The sequence below is a fragment of the Martelella sp. genome (genome assembly GCF_984369615.1).
Genome location: NZ_CFHTCS010000046.1, coordinates 1 through 18,060 on the forward strand (window position 1 = coordinate 1; position 18,060 = coordinate 18,060).

Annotated in this window: 16 protein-coding genes and 1 pseudogene; 5 read left to right on the forward strand and 12 right to left on the reverse strand. The window is 64.1% G+C overall.

Features of this window, described 5'->3' with window-relative positions; all coding sequences use genetic code 11:
* Positions 1–337 (reverse strand): annotated as a pseudogene (locus AC5DC2_RS06120) (ABC transporter permease); the annotation flags it as partial.
* Between the two features lie 69 nt (positions 338–406).
* Positions 407–1,906, reverse strand: a complete 1,500-nt coding sequence (locus AC5DC2_RS06125) for an ABC transporter substrate-binding protein (protein WP_491697864.1) — start codon at positions 1,904–1,906, stop codon at positions 407–409.
* A 330-nt stretch (positions 1,907–2,236) separates the two neighbouring features.
* Here AC5DC2_RS06125 and AC5DC2_RS06130 point away from each other — a divergent pair, with 330 nt between their 5' ends.
* Together AC5DC2_RS06130 and AC5DC2_RS06135 are read left to right on the forward strand one after the other, a co-directional pair.
* Positions 2,237–3,427, forward strand: coding sequence for a sialidase family protein (locus AC5DC2_RS06130; protein ID WP_491697865.1), 1,191 nt, complete (start codon positions 2,237–2,239; stop codon positions 3,425–3,427).
* 11 nt (positions 3,428–3,438) lie between these two features.
* Entirely contained in the window at positions 3,439–4,560 is a 1,122-nt protein-coding gene (locus tag AC5DC2_RS06135; RefSeq protein WP_491697866.1) for an iron-containing alcohol dehydrogenase, read from the forward strand.
* Positions 4,561–4,611: 51 nt separating this feature from the next.
* On the opposite strand, the gene AC5DC2_RS06140 is transcribed toward AC5DC2_RS06135, so the two are convergent.
* Positions 4,612–5,352: a FadR/GntR family transcriptional regulator gene (locus AC5DC2_RS06140; RefSeq protein ID WP_491697867.1), complete on the reverse strand. Its 741-nt coding sequence runs from the start codon at positions 5,350–5,352 to the stop codon at positions 4,612–4,614.
* Positions 5,349–6,404 carry a four-carbon acid sugar kinase family protein gene (locus AC5DC2_RS06145; protein WP_491697868.1) on the reverse strand — a complete coding sequence of 352 codons (1,056 nt, stop codon included), beginning with the start codon at positions 6,402–6,404 and terminating at the stop codon, positions 5,349–5,351. The genes AC5DC2_RS06140 and AC5DC2_RS06145 overlap by 4 nt, the downstream gene beginning before the upstream one ends.
* 165 nt (positions 6,405–6,569) lie before the next feature.
* Between AC5DC2_RS06145 and pdxA the strand changes: the two genes are divergently transcribed.
* Positions 6,570–7,544 (forward strand): 4-hydroxythreonine-4-phosphate dehydrogenase PdxA, encoded by a 975-nt coding sequence (gene pdxA, locus AC5DC2_RS06150; RefSeq protein ID WP_491697869.1) that lies wholly within the window; start codon positions 6,570–6,572, stop codon positions 7,542–7,544.
* A 9-nt stretch (positions 7,545–7,553) separates the two neighbouring features.
* Positions 7,554–8,438, forward strand: a complete 885-nt coding sequence (locus AC5DC2_RS06155) for a dihydrodipicolinate synthase family protein (RefSeq protein ID WP_491697870.1) — start codon at positions 7,554–7,556, stop codon at positions 8,436–8,438.
* Positions 8,439–8,977: 539 nt separating this feature from the next.
* Here the strand turns inward: AC5DC2_RS06155 and AC5DC2_RS06160 are convergent.
* Positions 8,978–10,210, reverse strand: coding sequence for an aminotransferase class V-fold PLP-dependent enzyme (locus tag AC5DC2_RS06160; protein WP_491697871.1), 1,233 nt, complete (start codon positions 10,208–10,210; stop codon positions 8,978–8,980).
* A gap of 60 nt (positions 10,211–10,270) precedes the next feature.
* On the opposite strand from AC5DC2_RS06160, the gene AC5DC2_RS06165 reads away from it, so the two are divergent.
* Complete coding sequence (locus tag AC5DC2_RS06165) at positions 10,271–11,065, forward strand: IclR family transcriptional regulator (RefSeq protein WP_491697872.1); 795 nt, start codon at positions 10,271–10,273, stop codon at positions 11,063–11,065.
* Here the strand turns inward: AC5DC2_RS06165 and AC5DC2_RS06170 are convergent.
* The 7 genes from AC5DC2_RS06170 to AC5DC2_RS06200 all read right to left on the reverse strand — a co-directional run.
* Positions 11,035–11,559 carry a RidA family protein gene (locus tag AC5DC2_RS06170; RefSeq protein ID WP_491697873.1) on the reverse strand — a complete coding sequence of 175 codons (525 nt, stop codon included), beginning with the start codon at positions 11,557–11,559 and terminating at the stop codon, positions 11,035–11,037. The two genes, AC5DC2_RS06165 and AC5DC2_RS06170, sit on opposite strands and share 31 nt — an antisense overlap.
* Positions 11,549–12,511, reverse strand: a complete 963-nt coding sequence (locus AC5DC2_RS06175; protein WP_024706016.1) for an ABC transporter ATP-binding protein — start codon at positions 12,509–12,511, stop codon at positions 11,549–11,551. Before AC5DC2_RS06175 ends, AC5DC2_RS06170 begins: the two co-directional genes overlap by 11 nt.
* The gene (locus AC5DC2_RS06180; protein WP_491697874.1) at positions 12,508–13,503 is read right to left on the reverse strand and encodes an ABC transporter ATP-binding protein; all 996 of its coding nucleotides are present in this window, start codon (positions 13,501–13,503) and stop codon (positions 12,508–12,510) included. The genes AC5DC2_RS06175 and AC5DC2_RS06180 overlap by 4 nt, the downstream gene beginning before the upstream one ends.
* Positions 13,500–14,615, reverse strand: coding sequence for an amidohydrolase/deacetylase family metallohydrolase (locus AC5DC2_RS06185; protein ID WP_491697875.1), 1,116 nt, complete (start codon positions 14,613–14,615; stop codon positions 13,500–13,502). Before AC5DC2_RS06185 ends, AC5DC2_RS06180 begins: the two co-directional genes overlap by 4 nt.
* Positions 14,616–15,509, reverse strand: coding sequence for an ABC transporter permease (locus AC5DC2_RS06190; RefSeq protein WP_491697876.1), 894 nt, complete (start codon positions 15,507–15,509; stop codon positions 14,616–14,618).
* Between the two features lie 2 nt (positions 15,510–15,511).
* Positions 15,512–16,453, reverse strand: coding sequence for an ABC transporter permease (locus tag AC5DC2_RS06195; protein WP_491697877.1), 942 nt, complete (start codon positions 16,451–16,453; stop codon positions 15,512–15,514).
* A gap of 136 nt (positions 16,454–16,589) precedes the next feature.
* Positions 16,590–18,060 (reverse strand): ABC transporter substrate-binding protein (locus AC5DC2_RS06200; protein ID WP_491697878.1); only part of this gene is annotated, 1,471 nt, incomplete at its 5' end.

The following is an 18,060-nucleotide window of genomic DNA, read 5'->3' on the forward strand; positions in this document are numbered from 1 at the left end:
TGGCGGCGGCGGTCACCAGAACCATGGTGATGAAGGCAAGCTGCAGCGTCCAGGCAAAGGCCTCGATAACCACTTCCAGCGCGGGGCGGGCCTTTCTCAGGCTGTCGCCGAAATCGAGACGGGCGATATCGGTGACGTAATGCCAGAACTGCACCAGAACGGGATCGTTCAGGCCGTGGATTTCGCGGAAATTCTCGCGCATCGTCTCGGATGCGTCGACCGGCAGGTAAAGCGATGTCGGATCGCCGGTCAGCCGCGACAGGAAGAACACAAGCACGATCAGGACCAGCAGCGAGACGAAGCTCGTCAGCCCGCGTTTTCCCAGCGTTTTCTTCATCGTGTTCTCTCGTTTTTCAAAAGGGAAGCACGCGCGGAAGGACCGCGCGCGCTTTTTTCTTGGCAGGTCTTACTTCAGGCCGATTTCGGCGAGCTGAAGCTGGCTGTTGGTCGCGATCGTCGGCGTGAAATCCACGTCTTCGCCCACGCGGGCGAACCCGACCATGTGGAACAGCAGCACATCGGCGATCACATCGTCATGCAGGTAGCCGAAGAGTTCAGACCACAGAGCCTCGCGCTCCGCCCCGGTTGCCGCGGTTGCTTCCTCGATCAGCTCGTCGGCATGCGCGTCGGCAATGCCCGACTGGCGGCCTTCGGAGTGGTACTTGAAGAACATCGAGAACACCGGATCGCCGCGCGAATTGTCATGCTGCGCGCCGACCATGATCGGGCCGCGATCATCGACATAGGGCTTGGAGTAGAACTGTTCGTGTTCCGCCACCTCGACCATCTGGAGCTTCACGTTGAAGCCGGCCTCGTTCAGCATGCTGGTGATTGCTTCGTAGAATTCGGTGGCGCCGGGGAAATTGCCGGTGCGGCCGACCAGCAGGATTTCGGTATCGACCGGAACGCCATCGGCGGCGGCCTCTTCCAGAAGCTCGCGAGCGCGTTCGGGATCATAGGGCCATGCCTTCGTGTCCGGGTTCCAGCCCAGCGTCGTCGGTACGTTGATCGCCGTGGCGATATCCGCGCCTTCGGGCAGGATGGTGCCGATGAAGGCTTCCCGGTCGATGGCGATGTTCAGCGCCTCGCGCACCCGCTTGTCGGAAAGCGGCGGCACGGAATGATCGATCCGGAGATAGGTCGTTTCCGAGTTCGGATAGGCGTGGTCGAGATCGGTGGTCGCGTCGATGGCCGAGATCGAAGGCGCGATGTCCGCCTCGCCGGTCTCCACCATGGCCGCGCGCACGGCGGCGTCAGTGCGGAAGACGTATTCCGCCGTTTCGACGGCCGGGGCGTCGCCCCAGTAATCGTCGCGGCGGGTCAGCGTGATGCTCTGGCCCGGCGTCCAGTCGGTAAGCACGTAAGGCCCTGTGCCGATCGGTTCGCGCGTGAATTCAATCGGTGTCTCCGACGGCACGATGGTCAGAAGCGACAGAAGAAGCGGCAGGATCGGCTGCGCCGGCTCGGTGGTGAAATCGATCGTGTACTCGTCGACGACATTTGGCGTGATCGAGATGCCGTCATAATAGCGCGAGATTTCACACACGATCTGGTCGCTTTGCGCCCTGTCGAAGGAGTGCTTGACGTCTTCCGCGTCGAAGGCCGAACCGTCGGAGAAGCTGACGCCTTCGCGCAGGTGGAAGCGCCAGGTGTTGTCGTCGGTCATTTCCCAGCTTTCCGCCAGGCGCGGTTTCAACCCCTCATCGCCGCGAACGTCGAGTTCTGTCAGCGTTTCGGAGATGTTCTGGAGCACGATGCGCCCGATATTGGAGCGCGTCGCCATGCATGGCTCGACCAGATCCGGCTCTTCCGCCAGAACGACGGTGACCGACCCCTCCTCCTGTGCAAAGGCCGGCGTCAGCGACGACGCCAGCAAAAGCCCGGCAAGCAAAGTTCTGCGTTTCATTGTTTTCCTCCTCCAGGAACGTCGCAGCATAACGTCGTTCAGGCCCTCGCGCCGCTGCCCGCGCAAATTAAACAGGGCCGTCGATGACGCAGGTCCGGCCTCAATGCCGGATCAAGCTTGTCGCAATATTGGTAAAGTTGATAACATTTGTCAAACGCCTTCTCCGTTTAGTCGCCGAATCCGATTTTGATATTATTATAAATTGCTGAAAACAAACGATAAATATACGGATATGTACGACTTTGTGGGCGATCGTTCGAAAACTTCAACTTGACAACTTGTTTTCTCGCCTGTTTTTTGAAGGCCAGAACCAAGCCGAGGAGCATGTGCATGACGCCGGAGGATATCGCCCGGACAATGACGGGAAAATTTGAGGCGCGTCCGGATGGCAGGCAGGCCATTCTTCCCGCGCCGACGGTGCAGAACCACGCCGCCTTCCTGTCGCGCCTGCCAGGCGGGCGCCTTGTCTGCGCCTGGTTCGGCGGCACGCTTGAAGGCAAGTCCGACATTTCCATCCACGCCTCGCTGCTCGATCCCGACGCGGAGGCGTGGGGCGAGGCCATGCGGCTGAGCGATGATCCCGACTGCTCGGAACAGAACCCGGTCATCTTCGTCGCGCCAAGAGGCGATATCCTGCTGTTCAATACAGCCCAGCCCGCCGGCAATCAGGATGAGTCCCGGGTGTTCATGCGCCGGCTCGCGCTTGAAGGCGGTCGGCTGGCGGCTGCTGAGGCGCGCGACACGGGCCTGCCGCCCGGCACCTTCGTTCGGGCCGCTCCCTATGTGCGGGATGACGGGGCCTGGTGTCTGCCGCTCTTCCGTTGCAACCCGCGGCCCGGCATTCGCTGGACCGGCGCTTTCGACACCGCGGCGGTCGCCGTCAGTGAGAATGGCGGCGAAAGCTGGGTAGTTGTCGACGTTCCGGGCTCGGAGGGCGCGGTGCACATGACGCCGGTCAGCCTGGGCGGGGCGGAGATGATCGCGCTTTATCGCCGTCGTCAGGCCGATTTCGTTCATCGCTCCGAAAGCCATGACGGCGGGCGGAGCTGGAGCGCGCCCGCGCCGACGGATGTGCCGAACAACAACAGTTCCGTCAACGCCGTGCGCCTTGAGGGGAGTATCGTGGCCATGGTCTGCAATCCGGTCTCGTCCGCGCAATCGGATGCGCGCCGCGCCTCGCTCTACGACGAACTGGAGGCAGACGACGCCCGGCCCGAGGCGGCCGAGGGCTGCAATCCGATCTGGGGCGTCGAGCGCGCGCCGCTCACGCTCTGTCTTTCGGGCGATGGCGGCCGCACCTTTCCGGTGCGCTACACGATCGAGGACAGCCCCGGCACCTGCCTCACCAACAACTCGCTCGACGGCAGGAACAAGGAGCTTTCCTATCCCGTGCTGCTGCGGCGCGCCGATGGCGGGCTCGACATAGCCTACACGCTTTACCGCCGCGCCATCCGGCATGTCGCGCTCGATGCCGCAATCGTCGCCGGGCTTGTTGCGCGGGTTCCGGAAAACCGGACGTGAAAGGAGAGAAGATGAACAGCATGGATCGCCCGATCACGCTCCATCAACCGAAGCGACTTGAAGTCGGCATCGGCACGGCGGCAAGGCTCGGCGACTGGGCGGCGACCGCAAAGCGGCCTTTCGTCATCGCCGGCGGCCCGACGGCGCATTATGTCGAACGGCTTTGTCTTCCCGGCGATGTCCGGGTCTATGCCGAAGCGCCGCCGGAGCCCGATCTTCCCGCCTTCGAGGCGGTTCTGGAGGCGGCCCGGATGCACAAGCCGGATCTCGTCGTTGGTCTCGGCGGCGGCTCCGTTCTCGATGTCGCCAAGCTGACGGCTGCGCTCTGGGACGGGCAGCAATCCGTCCGCGATGTTGTCGGTCCGAACAAGGTCGCCGGCAGGCGCACGCCGCTGGCCCAGGTCGCGACCACGGCGGGCACCGGCTCGGAAGCGGGCATCCGCGCGCTGCTGACCGATCCCGAAACCAAGTCGAAACTGGCTGTCGAAAGCCCGTTCCTGCTCGCCGATATCGCCATCCTCGACCCCGAGTTGACCTATTCCGTGCCGCCGGCGGTAACGGCTGCGACGGGGATCGACGCATTGGCTCATTGCGTCGAGGCCTTCACCAATATCAGGGCTCACGACCTGATCGACGGTTACGCCCGGCTCGGCATCGGCCTGATTGGCCGATATCTCGGCCGCGCGGTCGAAAACGGCAATGACGCCGAGGCGCGCGCGGGCATGATGCTGGCCTCCTATTACGGCGGCATCTGCCTCGGGCCGGTCAATACTGCTGCGGGCCATGCGCTCGCCTATCCGCTCGGCACCCGGCTCGGCCTGCCGCACGGGCTCGCCAACGCCATCATCTTTCCGCATGTGCTGGCCTTCAATCAGCCCGTGGCGGCTGAGAAGACCGGTGAAATCATGGCCGCGCTCGGCCTTGCGGCGGAAACGCCGGAAGCGGTTCATCGTGCCGCCCATCAGTTCTGCGCGGGCCTCGGCGTCGAGATGCGGCTGGGGGCCCACGGCGCCGACGAGGCGGATCTGCGGCTCTGGGCCGAGGAGGCCCATGCCATCCGCCGGCTGATGGACAACAATCCGCGCGACATGCCGGTCGATGACGTGCATGCGATCTATCGGGCTGCGTTCTAGGCATTGCCGCAAGAAGGGGAGCGCGGCTGCCTTGCCGCCTCCATTCTGTTTTCAGAGTGAAAGATCAAACAGGCCGCCGCCGAAAAGCCGCTCGCGCGAATGCTCGATATGGGCGCGCATGGCGGCGCGGGCGGCGTCCGGCGCGCGTTCCCTGATCGCTGTGTAGATCGCCTTGTGCTCGGCCAGCACCTCCTCCAGCGCCCAGGCGCCATCGGACATCAGCGTCTCGCCGTGCAGCTTCATACCAACATAGATGTGGTCGCGCAGCGCCTTCAGCGTTTCGCCGTAATACTGGTTGTTGGTAGCCTGGGCGACGGACTGGTGAAAGGCGAAATCGGCGTCCTCGCGGTGCAGCTGCTGGCCGGTCGCATCCGACAGGAGGTGCAGCGCCCGTTCCATCTCTGCGAGCGCCGCCTCGTTGCGTCTCAGCGCTGCAAGGGCGGCGGCATCGGTCTCGACGGTCAGGCGGAATTCGTAGCAGCGCTGGATATCGGCGATGGTTTCAACGGGCGTGTAGCCGAGCGCCGTCTCGCGCTTGATCCGCACGAAATTGCCGGCGCCCTGGCGCGAATAGATCAGCCGCTCGTCCCGCAGCCGCTCCAGCGCCACGCGCAGCACCGGGCGCGAGACGCCGAACTTGACCGAGAGATCCTTTTCCGCCGGCAGTTTTTCATTGGCGCCGTAATCGCCGCGCATGATCCGCCCGCGCAACGCCTCGTAGACCTTGTCCGACAGCGAGGTGCGCCGGTTTGCTGCGCCGCGATCCGCGTCCTGGTTCAGATTGTCGGTCATCGCATGTCCTCTTCGTCATCGCCGCTCTCCGCCTCGGCAAAAATCTCGGCGAGAAGCGACGGCCTACCAAAACCGCCCGATTTTGTCACGAGTTGTAAATTTCCCCAAGGCGCCGCGGCATGACTGGCCGGCAGGCCGGGCCGCAATTCGGCGACCACTTGTAAACTCCGGATATCGAGGCGGTCGAGAATGCCGTTGCAGCTTTCGCCGCCCGCCACCAGCAGTGACCGTGGCCTGAGCGGGTGCAGCAGGCGGCTGACACCGTCGCAGAAGCGGGCGCCGGCTGCTTCGCCGGAAAGGCCGCCGCCGCCATTACAGATGGACACGGCGCGCGGCAATCCGGTCTCGGCGGTTGCCGGAACCCCACCATCGGGCGCTTCGAGCACCGATGTCAGTGCCCGCAGGCGCTCGATCTGCGCCATCGTGATCGGGTCGCGCGATCCGTTGACGATCATCAGCGGGGGCGCGAGCCGGAAGGGCCGTTGTTCGGGGTGCCCCGCGGCGCGCGCCAGCGCAAAGGCAAGCCCGCGCGCGCCGACCCACAGCGCGCCGGGACCGACGGAACGCACAAGACCGTCCATGTCGCGGTCGTTCTCGACATCCGGGATTTCGGCCGAAACCTCGATGCGGGAGGCGACGTCGATCGGCGCGGCAATGCCATCGCCGCTCAGCATGCCGCCCGTTACGCGACGGCCCATCGTCGGGATCGCCGGGGCCGCGATGATGCGGCGCGTGCCGAGGGTTGCCCGTAGCGCGCCCATTTCGGCAGCGATATTGCCCTTGAGCCGCGAGTCGACCTTCTTCATGATGATCGGAATATCGGCCAACGGCAGATGGGCGAGGGCCGCCGCCATGCGCTTTTCCGCTTCTTCCGCGTCGCATTCCCGGCTTGCCGTGTTGACGGCGAGCACATCCGGCGATTGGCGCAGAAGCGCGGGAATGGCATCCGGTTTGCGCGCCACCAGCACGGATCGCCCCGGTCCCGCAAAGGCAACGCTCGAATCGAGCGCGCCCGTCAGGTCATCGGCTATGATCAGAACGTCCGGCGGCACAATCGTCTCCCGATGTTGTCATTATTGTTATGTCACGATCTTGCGATAAAAAGAGGATAAATTTCAAGGTGAAATGACGTTTCCTATTAATTTATGTGCCGGATATTGAAACCTGTTTACCTATAAGTTAAAAGCTGTGCGACGCGTCGTTCTCGGGAGGCCTTCATGAAACAGTCAATCGTCATCACCATGGGGGATCCCTCCGGGGTGGGCGCTGAGGTAACGGTGAGAGCGCTGGCCGCGCGCGATGCCGCCTTGCGCCGGCACGTCCGCGTCATCGGGGACCGATCGACGGTTGCCCGCGCCGCGGCGGTTTGCGGTGTCGATCTGCCAATCCTTGCGCCGGATGAGGCGGGTGACGGTATCCGCGTCGATCATATCGCCGTCGATGGGTTGCCAGGCAAATTCGGCGTCCTGAGCCCGGCTTGCGGCGAGGCCTCCTATCGCTATATCGCCCGCGCGGTGGAGCTGGCCATGGGCGGCGAGGCCGCCTCAATCGTCACCGCGCCGATCAACAAGGAAGCGCTGAATGCGGCCGGGCATCACTATGACGGCCATACCGGCATGCTGGCGCATCTGACGGGATCGAAGTCGTCGTGGATGCTGCTCGCCTCCGAGCGGCTCAACGTCGTGCATGTCTCGACCCATGTCTCGCTCAGGGATGCGATCGGGCGGGCGACGACGGAGCGGGTGCTCGAAACCATCCGCACCGGCCACAAACACATGAAGCGCATGGGGCTCGAAGCGCCGCGCATCGCGGTGGCCGGCATCAATCCGCATTGCGGCGAGAACGGGCTTTTCGGCCGGGAGGATGACGAGGCGATCGCGCCCGCCGTGGCGGCGGCGAAGGCCGAGGGTATCCATGTGGAAGGGCCCATCTCGGCCGATACCGTCTATCACCGCGCCTATAACGGCGCCTTCGACCTGGTCGTCGCCCAGTATCACGATCAGGGCCATATCCCGATCAAGCTCGTGGCCTTCGATACCGCCGTCAACGTCTCGCTCGGCCTGCCGATCGATCGCTGTTCGGTCGATCACGGCACGGCCTTCGATATCGCCGGCACGGGCAGGGCCAATCACGTCAATATGCTGGCGGCGCTCGATTATGCCGCCAAAATGGGGGCCGCCGCGCGCGGCTGAGGGGGAAGAATGACCGGCAAGAAGGAAGCGTTCGTCGCGCTCGTCACCTGTTTCAACGACGACGAAACCATCAATTACGCGGCGACGCGGGCGCAGGTGCGCCGGCAGGTTTCGGCCGGCAACAACATCATGTGCGCCGGCACCAACGGCGATTTCTCGGCGCTGACCTTCGAGGAGAAGGTGCGGCTTTGCGGCGAGGTGGTCGACGAGGTCGCCGGTCGCGCCCGCGTCATCGTCAATGCCGGCATGCCCGCGACCTTCGAGACGGTGAAGCTGGCGCGCGAGTTCGACCGCATCGGCGTCGACGGCATCGCCGTCATCACGCCGTTCTTCATCGCCTGCACGCAGGATGGTCTCGAGCGCCATTTCACCACGGTCGCCGATGCGGTGGAAACGCCGATCTATCTTTACGACATTCCGGCGCGCACCCAGAACCATATCGAGCCCGAGACCGCGCGCCGGCTGGCCGGCCACGGCAATATCGCGGGCATCAAGGATTCGGGCGGCGCACAGGACACGCTTGAGGCCTATATGACGGTCGGACGCGACGTTGACGGTTTCGATGTCTATTCCGGTCCGGATCAGCTTGTGCGCTGGGCGCTGACCAACGGCGCGAAGGGCTGCATCTCCGGCCTCGGCAACGTCATGCCCGATGTGCTGGCGAGGATCGTTTCATGCGTCAACGCAGGCGACGAGGCGGGGGCGAAGAAGGCCCAGGAAACCTACGCCGCCTTCCGCACCGATCTCTACAAGCTCGGCTATCCGCCGGCCCTGGTGAAGCGGGCGCTCTATTTGCGTGATCCGTCCGTGGGTCTCTCCCGCCAGCCGGCCCTTCTGCCGGACCCCGCGCAGGACCACGTGATTGAAGCGATAATGGCGAGGTACGACCTCTAGCGCATCGTGCTTTCCGAAAATCGGAATCGATTTTCGGAAAGCACGATGCGTAGATTCAATAGGTTAGAGCGTCCTTTGTGCGTCCTAACGGACGCACGGCGCTTTAAGATATCGATCGAAATGTCTCAAAGCTCTTCCAGCTTTACAGCGTGTGCTAGCGTAAAGGTCTGGGGGCCTGTGAAATAACCGAAAAGGACAGGTTTCGACGGATCGACGGATCAGGCTTACTTCAACGCGCTGCCCGCAATATCAGCGGCAGCGTGAATGCGGCCGGACGTCACTCAGAAACGACCATCTGTCTGTTCAAACGAACCGAGCCACTTCACCTTCCCGTGCGACGACGAGAGCGATGCATGATGCGGTTCAGGTCGGCGTCGCAATGCGTTAAGCAGGACGCCGTGCTACGCATGCCGCAGGGACGCCACGGGAGCGGGCGCCGGTGCAAGACGCGCCTGCCCGGTCGTGGCGTAATTCGCGCTCAGGCGGAATCACCTGCCATTCGCGAAAATGAGCGCGGTAACAGATAGAGCCGCGCCGCCTCAGCCGTTGCCAAGCCAGCGCAGATAGCCTTCCGTGCCGCCGTTGCGGGCGGAGGCGAGCGCTTCCTCCGGGTCGATCCCCTCCCACGCGCCGCGCGAGATTTCGTCCCTGAGCGCTTCGGCGACGAGTTCGGCGTGGCCCGGCAGAAGATTGCAGGGATCGAGCTGGAAGAATCCGAGCTCGGCCTCGTGGCCGCGCACGATGATGGCCGGATCGCGTCTGCCGAGGGCGGCCGTGATCACCGGAGCGCCCGCGCCGGCCTTGTCCGGATCGACGTCGACCTGCAGCCGTTCCAGCGGATTGCCGGTCGGGTCGGGAACGCGATAGGCGGAAATGCCGGGGAGATCGCCGAGCGCCTCGCGCCAGAGTTCGAGCGCCGCCGTCTCCCGCGCGCGGATCGCCGCGTGGTCGCGCTTCATCCAGGCCCGCATGGCGGCGATCGCGCCCATGATGCTTTCCTTGCCGATTTTCATGCCGCGGCCAATGCCGATATTCTGCAGATAGCAGGCCCGCACAAGATCGCGCCGGCCGGCGATGATGCCCGAGGTCGGGCCGCCGAGGAATTTGTGTCCGGAATAGATCACCAGGTCCGCGCCCTTCTCGAGAAAGCCGCGCAAATCATATTCCGAGGCCGCATCGACGATCACCGGTACGCCCTTTTCATGGGCAAGCCGCGCAAAGCGCTCGAACGGGATCTGGCCGTAATGCACCACGTGATGCGACACCACGTAAAGCGCGGCCGCGGTGTTCTCGTCGAGGACCGCGGAAAGCTGAAAGTCCTTGCACAGCGTCGCCGTGCCGGCGACGCGGACGTTCGCACCGGCAAGCGCGACCCCGGTCGCGATCGACGACCCGTATTCGCACAGGTGCCCCATCTGCACCGCGACGCCCGACTTCGGGCCGGGATTGAGCGGCAGCGCCTCCACCCGCGCCGGGTCGAGGCCGGTGATGCAGGCCGCCACCGCAAGCGATATGCCGGCCCCCGCCGAAGCCGTCAGACAGCCCGCCTCGGCGCCGGTCAGTTCCGTAATCGTTCTGCTGGCGAGCGCCTGCAATTCATGCATGTCGACGAAACGCTCGGTGGCGGCGGCCGTCTCGCCCGAAACTTCCGGGGTGGGCGCTACCGAGGCGCCGAGCCCCGTCATCGTGCCGGCGACGTTGACGACGCGCCGGAAGCCGTTTTCGTCGTGCCAGCGCCAGTCCAGTGCTGTGGAGGGTTGGTCATTGCCCATTGAAAAATACTCCATAATTATGAAATAAGATGAGGTCAATCAAGGAAGGTCGGAACTGGAATGCAAGACACCAGCAAAGCGCCGCGCTCGCGCACCAGCGGTATCGACAGGACGCTGCAGATCATGGATATCCTGCTCGACTACAGGCGTCCCATGACCGCCTACGAACTTGCCAAGAGCGCCGCCGCGCCGGTTTCCACGATCTACCGCCTGATCGATGAACTGGTCGAACGCGGCATGTTGAGCCGGACGTCCGAGAGCCTTGTCTGGTTCGGGCCGCGGCTGATGCATTACGGCCTTGCCTACCGCTCGCGCATGAACATGTATGTCGAGGCCGAGAAGGAGATGCTCGCGCTCAGCCGGCGAACCGGCGAGATGGTTCAGGTCTGCGCCCGCGACGGCGGCATGATGGTCGTCATCGGCATGGCCGAGGGCGAGGGCCACTTTCGCGTGACCTCCGATGTCGGCACCCGCGTTCCGCTCAACTGGACCGCTTCGGGCCTGCTTCTGCTCGGCCACCTCGATCCGGCCGAACGCACCGCCGCCTTCGCCGAAAGCGCTCGTCCCTCCAACACCGGGCTTGCCGAAATCGATCCGGAAGCTCTTTCCGAGCGCAGCCGCAAGGACTTTCTCGAAGGGCTTTCGGTGCAGTCCGGCAGTTCCGAGGAGGGCGTGGTCTGCATCGCCGCCCCCATCCGCGACGCGGACGGCGCCTGCCAGCTCACCATGTCCGTGGTCATGCCGCGCCACCGGCTCGAGGAGAAGTTCGACAGCATTTCCGTGCAGGTGCGCGAGGCCGCAAGTCTTGTCGAGCGCGCCGTGGGTCATAGAACGTCCGCCATTGTTCCGGCTTGAAGGCCGTCCGCATCGATTTCGAAGATTGCCTCGATCTCGACCGTGATCTGGTTGGGCAGCGAGCCCACGCCAAACGCGGAGCGCGAGTGAATGCCGGCCTGTCCGAAGATGGAGGCGAGCAGATCCGAGGCGCCGTCGATGACATAGGGGTGGCGCGAAAACTCCGGCGTCGCGTTGACGAGGCCAAGCAGTTTCACCACGCCTCTCACCCGGTCGAGCGAGCCGTCGCAAAACGCGCGCAGGGCGGTCAGGATGTTGATCGCGACGAGTTCGGCATGTTCGCGCGCCTCTTCCGCCGAAACGGTGTCGCCGACCTTCCCGGTCATCAGCGTGCCGTCGGCGAGCACGGGCCCCTGACCGGATACGAACAGCAGGTTGCCGGACCGGCGCACGTTGCAGAACGAGCCGACCGGCCGGGGCGGATCCGCCGGGAGCGCGAGGCCGGACCGAACGAGCCTCGCCTCGGGCGATTCCCGCAAATTATCAATTTTCACCAATTGCCTCTATTCTCTTGCAGTGACTGTAATGACCCGCGGAAACCTCCACGGGCGAGGGAATGCCGGAGGCGCAGATCTCGCGCGCATGCGCGCATCGGGTCCGAAAGACGCATCCGGATGGCGGCGACATCGGACTGGGGATATCGCCCTTGAGAACCTCCCGGTTGCGCGCGGCGCCAGGCCGCGGCATCGGAATTGCCGAGTTCAGCGCCAGCGTGTAGGGGTGGCGCGGACGTTCGTGGATATCGGCGGCGGGACCGATTTCCATCAACCGGCCCAGATACATGACAGCGACCTGATCGCAGAGATAGTCGACCACCGACAGGTCGTGGGCGATGAACAGCATGGTCAGGTTGCGCCGTTCGCGCAGATCGAGCAGCAGATTGAGCACCTGCGCCTGGATCGACACATCGAGGGCGGAGACGCTCTCGTCGGCGACGATGAATTCCGGCTCCAGCGCGAGCGCGCGGGCAATGCCGATGCGCTGACGCTGGCCGCCCGAGAATTCGTGCGGATAGCGCCGCATGTGGTCGGCGCTGAGACCGACCTCCTCCAGAAGCGAAGCCACTTTATCGCGGCGGGTGCGCCGCGAGCCGATGCCATGCGCGACGAGACCTTCGGCAATGATCGCCTCGACCGAAAGCCTGGGGTTGAGAGAGGAGACCGGGTCCTGAAACACCATCTGCATGCGTTGCCGCATGGCCCTCAGATCGCCGGCCTTCAGGCTGTTGAGGTCGCAGCCGTCGAAAACCGTGCTGCCCGATGTCGGCTCGATCAGCCTGAGCAGGCTGCGCCCCAGGGTGGACTTTCCCGAACCGCTTTCTCCGACCAGCCCCGTTATCGACCCCTTCGGGATATCGAAGCTGACGTCGTTGACGGCATAGACCGGGTCGCTCGCAGGGCCGAACGTCTTGGTCATGTTGCGAATGCTGATAAACGGCTCTGTCATGGCGCCAGACTACCTTCCAGGATGCAGGCGGCGAGATGGTCGGGCGCCTTGCGCGTCAGCGCAACCGGCTCGCGACAGCGCGGTTCGGCATAACCGCAGCGCGGCGCGAACGCGCATCCCGGCGGCAGGCTGGCAAGCGGCGGCACGGAACCCGGAATCGGCACCAGCCGCTCGCCGCGCGGGCGCCATGGCCCCGGTATCGAGGAGAGAAGTCCCTTGGTGTAAGGATGCCGGGTATCGTTGAAGAGCGCGTCGACGCCGGCCTGCTCGACCACCCCGCCGGCATACATGACCGCGACATCGTCCGCCATCTCGGCCACCACGCCCATGTCATGGGTGATGAACAGGATCGACATGCCGAAATCCTTCTGCAACTGCCGCATCAGGTCGAGGATCTGCGCCTGGATCGTGACATCGAGCGCGGTCGTCGGCTCATCGGCGATCAGCAGCGAAGGCTTGCAGATCATTGCCATGGCGATCATCACGCGCTGGCGCATGCCGCCCGAGAGTTCGTGGGGGTAGCTGTCCATTCGCTTGGCCGCCTCGGGGATCTCGACCAGTTCCAGCATTTCGATCGTGCGCCTGCGCCTCGTCGCCGCGTCCATGGTCTCGTGCAGGAACAGCATCTCGCCGATCTGGTCTCCGATCGTGAACAGCGGGTTGAGCGACGACATCGGCTCCTGGAAAATCATCGACATCTGGACGCCGCGCAGCCGCCGCCGCTCCGCCGCGCCAAGCTCCGTCAGTTCGAGCGCGCGGCCGTCGCGGTGGCGATAGGCAAGCGTGCCCGCCGCGATCCTGCCGTTCGGCGGCAGAAGGCCCATCAGCGCCAGCGAGGTCACCGATTTACCGGAGCCGCTCTCGCCCACCAGCGCAAGCGTCCGGCCGCGGCCGATGCTGAAGCTGACGTCGCGCAGCGCCGTCACCTCGCGCCCCTGGCCGCGAAAGCGGACGTTCAGTCCCCGGACATCCAGAATGGCGTCCCCGTTCATGAGGCCCTCCGCGCGGCCGGCTGAACGTCGTTGCCGATCACCGTCATGCGCGGCTCGAACAGCCGTTCCAGCGTCATGGTGTTGCCCTGACTGTCGAGGACCGGCAGCGAGGCCTCGGCAAAATCGAAAACCGTGAAATCGGCGCGCGTGCCCGCGGCAAGGCCGCCGCGCCCGCTGAGACCGAGCACGCCGCGCGGTCCGGCGCAGACCGCCTCGATACAGTCCTCGAACGACAAGCCGAGGCCGTAGAGCTTGGACATGGTGGTCGCGAGGTCGCGCACCGGGTCCTCGATGCTGTGGAGATGGAGGTCCGTCGAGATCGAGAACGGCTTCAGGCCATCGGCCATCGAGGCGCGTGCGGTCTCGAAATTGAACGAGGCCCCGCCATGTCCGATATCCATCAATATGCCCCGCGCCGCCATATCCTGCGCCATTTTGAACAGCGCATCGGTGTCGCGGATCGAGCCGGCGGCCTTGCCGTTGAAGCAATGGGTCACGATATCGCCCGGCGTCAGAAGTTCGAAGACCTCGTCAATCAGCGGCGGCGGTTCGCCCACATGCACCATCAGCGGCAGTTTGGTCATCTCGGCGACGCGCTTGGCGATCTTGGCGGGCGTGATCCCCCAGGAGCCGACGATCACGCCCGAGGCGCGCACCTTGATGCCGCAGATGACGTCGCGATTGGCCTCGACCACGGCCAGCGTCTTGTCGATGTCGATCGAGCGCCAGTCGATCAGTTCCGGCACCCGGTTGCAGGCGACGAGGCCGATCGAGCCGATATTGAGAAACGCCCGGACGGTTTCGGACTGGCGCTCGATCACGTATTCGCGCAAACCGTGAAAGCTTGCCTCGCCGGCCGAGCCGGCATCGGCCATGGCGGTGACGCCGGTCGGCCTGCCTGCCTGCGAGGCCCGAACCGAGATATCCGTGCCGCCATGCCAGACATGGACATGCAGGTCGCACCAGCCGGGCGACAGAAAAGCGCCGTTGCAATCGATGATCCGGGCGTCCGGCGCGGCGTTCTTCGCAACCAGGCCGTCATCGCTGATGTGGATTTGATCGGGAGCGTCATCGAACCCGATAATGCGGAAATTGACGAGGGTGAGAGACATTCAGGCTTCCTTGGCAAGATGCGGGTCGAGAGCGTCGCGCAGCGCGTCGCCGACGATCTGGAGCGTCAGTACGGACAGCGATATGGCAACGCCCGGAAACAGGATGAGATAGATGGCTGAGTCGAGGTACTGGCGGCCCTCATTCACCATAATGCCCCAGGTCGGGGTCTCGGGATCGACGCCGATGCCGAGGAAGGAAAGGCCGGCCTCGGCCAGCATCGCATAGGCGAAGATGAAGGTGGCCTGCACCAGGATCGGCGAAACGATGTTGCGCAGCGCATGCGTGATCATGATGCGCCAGGTCCGCGTGCCCAGCGCCCGGGCGGCCTCGACATAAGGCATTTCGCGGATGACCATCGTCGAGGCGCGGACGATGCGGGCGACGCGCGGCGCATAAACGATCGAGAGCGCGACCACGACATTGGTGAGGGTGCCGCCGAAGATCGCGACGAGCGACAGCGCCATGAGGATGTCCGGAAACGCCATCATCGCGTCGATCAACCGCGAAAACGGCCAGTCGAGCCGGCTGAAGAAGCCTGCCGTCAGGCCAATCACCACGCCAATCAGCGACGACAGGATCGCCACCGAAAGTCCGATGCTGAGCGAAGAGCGCCCTGCGTAGAGAAGGCGCGACAGTACATCGCGTCCAAACGCATCCGTGCCGAACCAGTGGGCAGCACTCGGTCCCTGCAGGCGCATGCGCACCGACATCGCATCGGGATTGGCGGGCGCCACCAGCGATGCGAACAGACAGAGAATCGCGATCGCCAGGAACACGACCAGCGAGACCTGAACCGAGCGCCGCGCAAGCAGGACACGGAAGAAACCGGGTTCGCCCGTGCCTTCCGGTTCGGCCGTGTCCGGCGTGCTGGAGGAAAGTGTCGTATCGGCCATGGTCAGTACCGCACCCGCTTGTCGATGACCAGATAGAGAAGGTCGGTCAGAAGATTGATGAAGACGTAGAGGATCGCCACCACGATGAGCGTGCCCTGGATCACGGGATAATCCCGTCGCAGCACCGCATTCACCACAAGGCTGCCAAGCCCCGGCAAATTGAACACCCGCTCCGTGACGACGGCGCCGGCCACCAGCAGCGCGAAGGTGAGCCCGACGACGGTGATGATCGGAATGCCGGCGTTCTTGAGTGCGTGACGCAGCACCACGCGGCGCTCGCTCATGCCTTTGGCGCGGGCGGTGCGCACATAGTCTTCGCTGAGAATGTCCAGCATCGAGGCGCGGGTGAAGCGCAGGATCAGCGCCGAGTTCACGATGCCGAGCGTGATCGAGGGCAGCACAAGATGCCACATTCGATCGAGGAAACCGGCATCGGGCCCGCCATAGCCGGAGGCGGGAAACCAGCCGAGTTCGGTGGCGAGATAGCGCTGAAAGATGAGGCCGGTCAGGAAGCTCGGAACCGATGCGGCGAGCATGGCGGTCGTCACCGCCGACTGATCCAGCGCCGAGCCGCGCCGGTAGGCGGCGTAGATGCCGATCGGCGTGGCGATGACGAGGGCGAAGATCAGCGAGAACAGCGACAGGAACACGGTCGGTTCGGCCCGCGCCGCCAGCACCGAGGTCACCGAATTGTCGAAGAACAGCGAGCGTCCGAGATCGCCCTGTGCGGCATTGGCGACGAAGGTGAGGTATTGCACGAAGATCGGCTGATCGAGGCCGAGGCTGGCGCGCAGTTCCATGACGTCCTGAGGCGTCGCGTCCGGCCCCAGCATCAGGGCTGCCGGATCTCCCGGCGCGAGCCGCACAAGCACGAAGGCAATCGTCAGCACGAGGAAGGTCACGATCAGCATGCCCACAAAACGCCTGATGAGATAATTTGTCATTCAGTTCGATTCCCTGGCATATCGACGAAGCATATCCGAGCCCCGGACGATAACCGCATTCGACGTCTCGCGACCATGAAGGACTTTTCAGGAGCCGGCCGGCGCAGCGATCATGGTGCCGCGCCGGCATGCCTCGTTATTCGGACGTCGAGGCATTCCAGAACTGCGGCCACGGCGAGGCGCTGACGCCTTCGAGCGTCTTCGACTTGCCTTGAAGCGCATTGAAGTTGCCGATCTTGATGAAGCCGACATTCTCGTAAAGCTCGGTCTGGAGTTCCTTGAACGCGGCCTTGCGGGTTTCCGGATCCGTTTCGGTGGTGAAACGGGCATAGATCTCGTTCTTGACCGGATCATTCCAGCCTTCACGCGCTTCGGCGGAGAAGCTGGAGATCAGCGCCGGCTCGGGCAGGAACGGGGAGTGGGTGATGTAGATGTCCCACAGATCGGGGTTGTTGCGTCGCTCGGCGAGCGTGGCCCAGTCCACGACATCCATCTGCACCTTGAAGCCGGCGGCTTCGAGTGCGGCCTTCGCGACCAGGGCCATCTGGTAGTGGAACTCGTACTGGCGCGAGGTCAGGATGCGCAGCGGCGTGTCGTCATAGCCCGCATTCTTAAGGTGCTCGGCGGCGGCTTTTATATCGTTCTGATTATAGAGTTCGACGCCGCCGTCATTGTTCCAGACCCAGCCTTCCGGGTACATCGCGCCTTCGACCTGATAGAATTTCTCGTCGCCAAAGGCGGCGTACAGCATGTCGTCGAAGGGCAGGGCGGCCTGGACGGCTTTGCGGATCTCGATATCGGTCATCATGCCCTTCTTGTGGTTCATCGCGAACAGCGGCCAACCGAAGGGCTCCAGCAACAATGGCTCGGCGACGTCGCTCGACTCCAGCCTGTCATAAGATTCCGTCGACAGGCTGTCGGCAAAATCGAACTGGCCGGAAAGCAAGCCTTCAACCCGCGTATTCGGATCGGCAACGGGCACGAAGCGGATTTCATCGGGAATCTGCTTGCGTTCGGCCGCGCCCGTCGGCTGGGTATAGCCGTCGAAGCGGACGAGCTGGATGTACTGGTCCGGCACATAGTCGGCTATCTCGTAAGGACCGGTTCCGACCACATTGTCGATATGGTCGGCGAGGATCTCCTCGGGATAGACCACCGCCGCCGAGTTTGAGAATGCGAGCAGGGAAAGAAGCGGCGCGTAAGGCTGGTTGAGCTTGATGGTCACCTCATAATCGCCGGTCGCCTCGACGCTGTCGACATAGGCGGCGACGCTCTTGCCGCGGGAGGCCACTTCGAGCCAACGCTCCAGCGAGCCGACAACGTCAGCCGAATCCATGGTGGAGCCGTCGTGGAAGGTGACGCCTTCGCGGATCGGAATGACATAAGTCAGCCCGTCATCGCTGACATCGGGCATGGCCGCGGCAAGCAGCGGAACCGTCGCCCAATTGTCGTCGAAGGTGAACAGGGTCTCGACGAAGTGCTGGGTCACGATGCTGACCACGTCCTTGGTGGACACCATGGGGTCGAACGTATCGGGTTCGCCGATCATGGCGACGTCGATTTCGGTTAGCACCTGGGCATGGCCGGACACGGCCATTGCGAGCGCC

Coding starts and splice junctions, on each gene's coding strand:
- AC5DC2_RS06125 (WP_491697864.1), bottom strand. CDS start 1,906: ATGAAACGCAGAACTTTGCTTGCCGGGCTTTTGCTGGCGTCGTCGCTG.
- AC5DC2_RS06130 (WP_491697865.1), top strand. CDS start 2,237: ATGACGCCGGAGGATATCGCCCGGACAATGACGGGAAAATTTGAGGCG.
- AC5DC2_RS06135 (WP_491697866.1), top strand. CDS start 3,439: ATGAACAGCATGGATCGCCCGATCACGCTCCATCAACCGAAGCGACTT.
- AC5DC2_RS06140 (WP_491697867.1), bottom strand. CDS start 5,352: ATGACCGACAATCTGAACCAGGACGCGGATCGCGGCGCAGCAAACCGG.
- pdxA (WP_491697869.1), top strand. CDS start 6,570: ATGAAACAGTCAATCGTCATCACCATGGGGGATCCCTCCGGGGTGGGC.
- AC5DC2_RS06155 (WP_491697870.1), top strand. CDS start 7,554: ATGACCGGCAAGAAGGAAGCGTTCGTCGCGCTCGTCACCTGTTTCAAC.
- AC5DC2_RS06160 (WP_491697871.1), bottom strand. CDS start 10,210: ATGGGCAATGACCAACCCTCCACAGCACTGGACTGGCGCTGGCACGAC.
- AC5DC2_RS06165 (WP_491697872.1), top strand. CDS start 10,271: ATGCAAGACACCAGCAAAGCGCCGCGCTCGCGCACCAGCGGTATCGAC.
- AC5DC2_RS06175 (WP_024706016.1), bottom strand. CDS start 12,511: ATGACAGAGCCGTTTATCAGCATTCGCAACATGACCAAGACGTTCGGC.
- AC5DC2_RS06180 (WP_491697874.1), bottom strand. CDS start 13,503: ATGAACGGGGACGCCATTCTGGATGTCCGGGGACTGAACGTCCGCTTT.
- AC5DC2_RS06185 (WP_491697875.1), bottom strand. CDS start 14,615: ATGTCTCTCACCCTCGTCAATTTCCGCATTATCGGGTTCGATGACGCT.
- AC5DC2_RS06190 (WP_491697876.1), bottom strand. CDS start 15,509: ATGGCCGATACGACACTTTCCTCCAGCACGCCGGACACGGCCGAACCG.
- AC5DC2_RS06195 (WP_491697877.1), bottom strand. CDS start 16,453: ATGACAAATTATCTCATCAGGCGTTTTGTGGGCATGCTGATCGTGACC.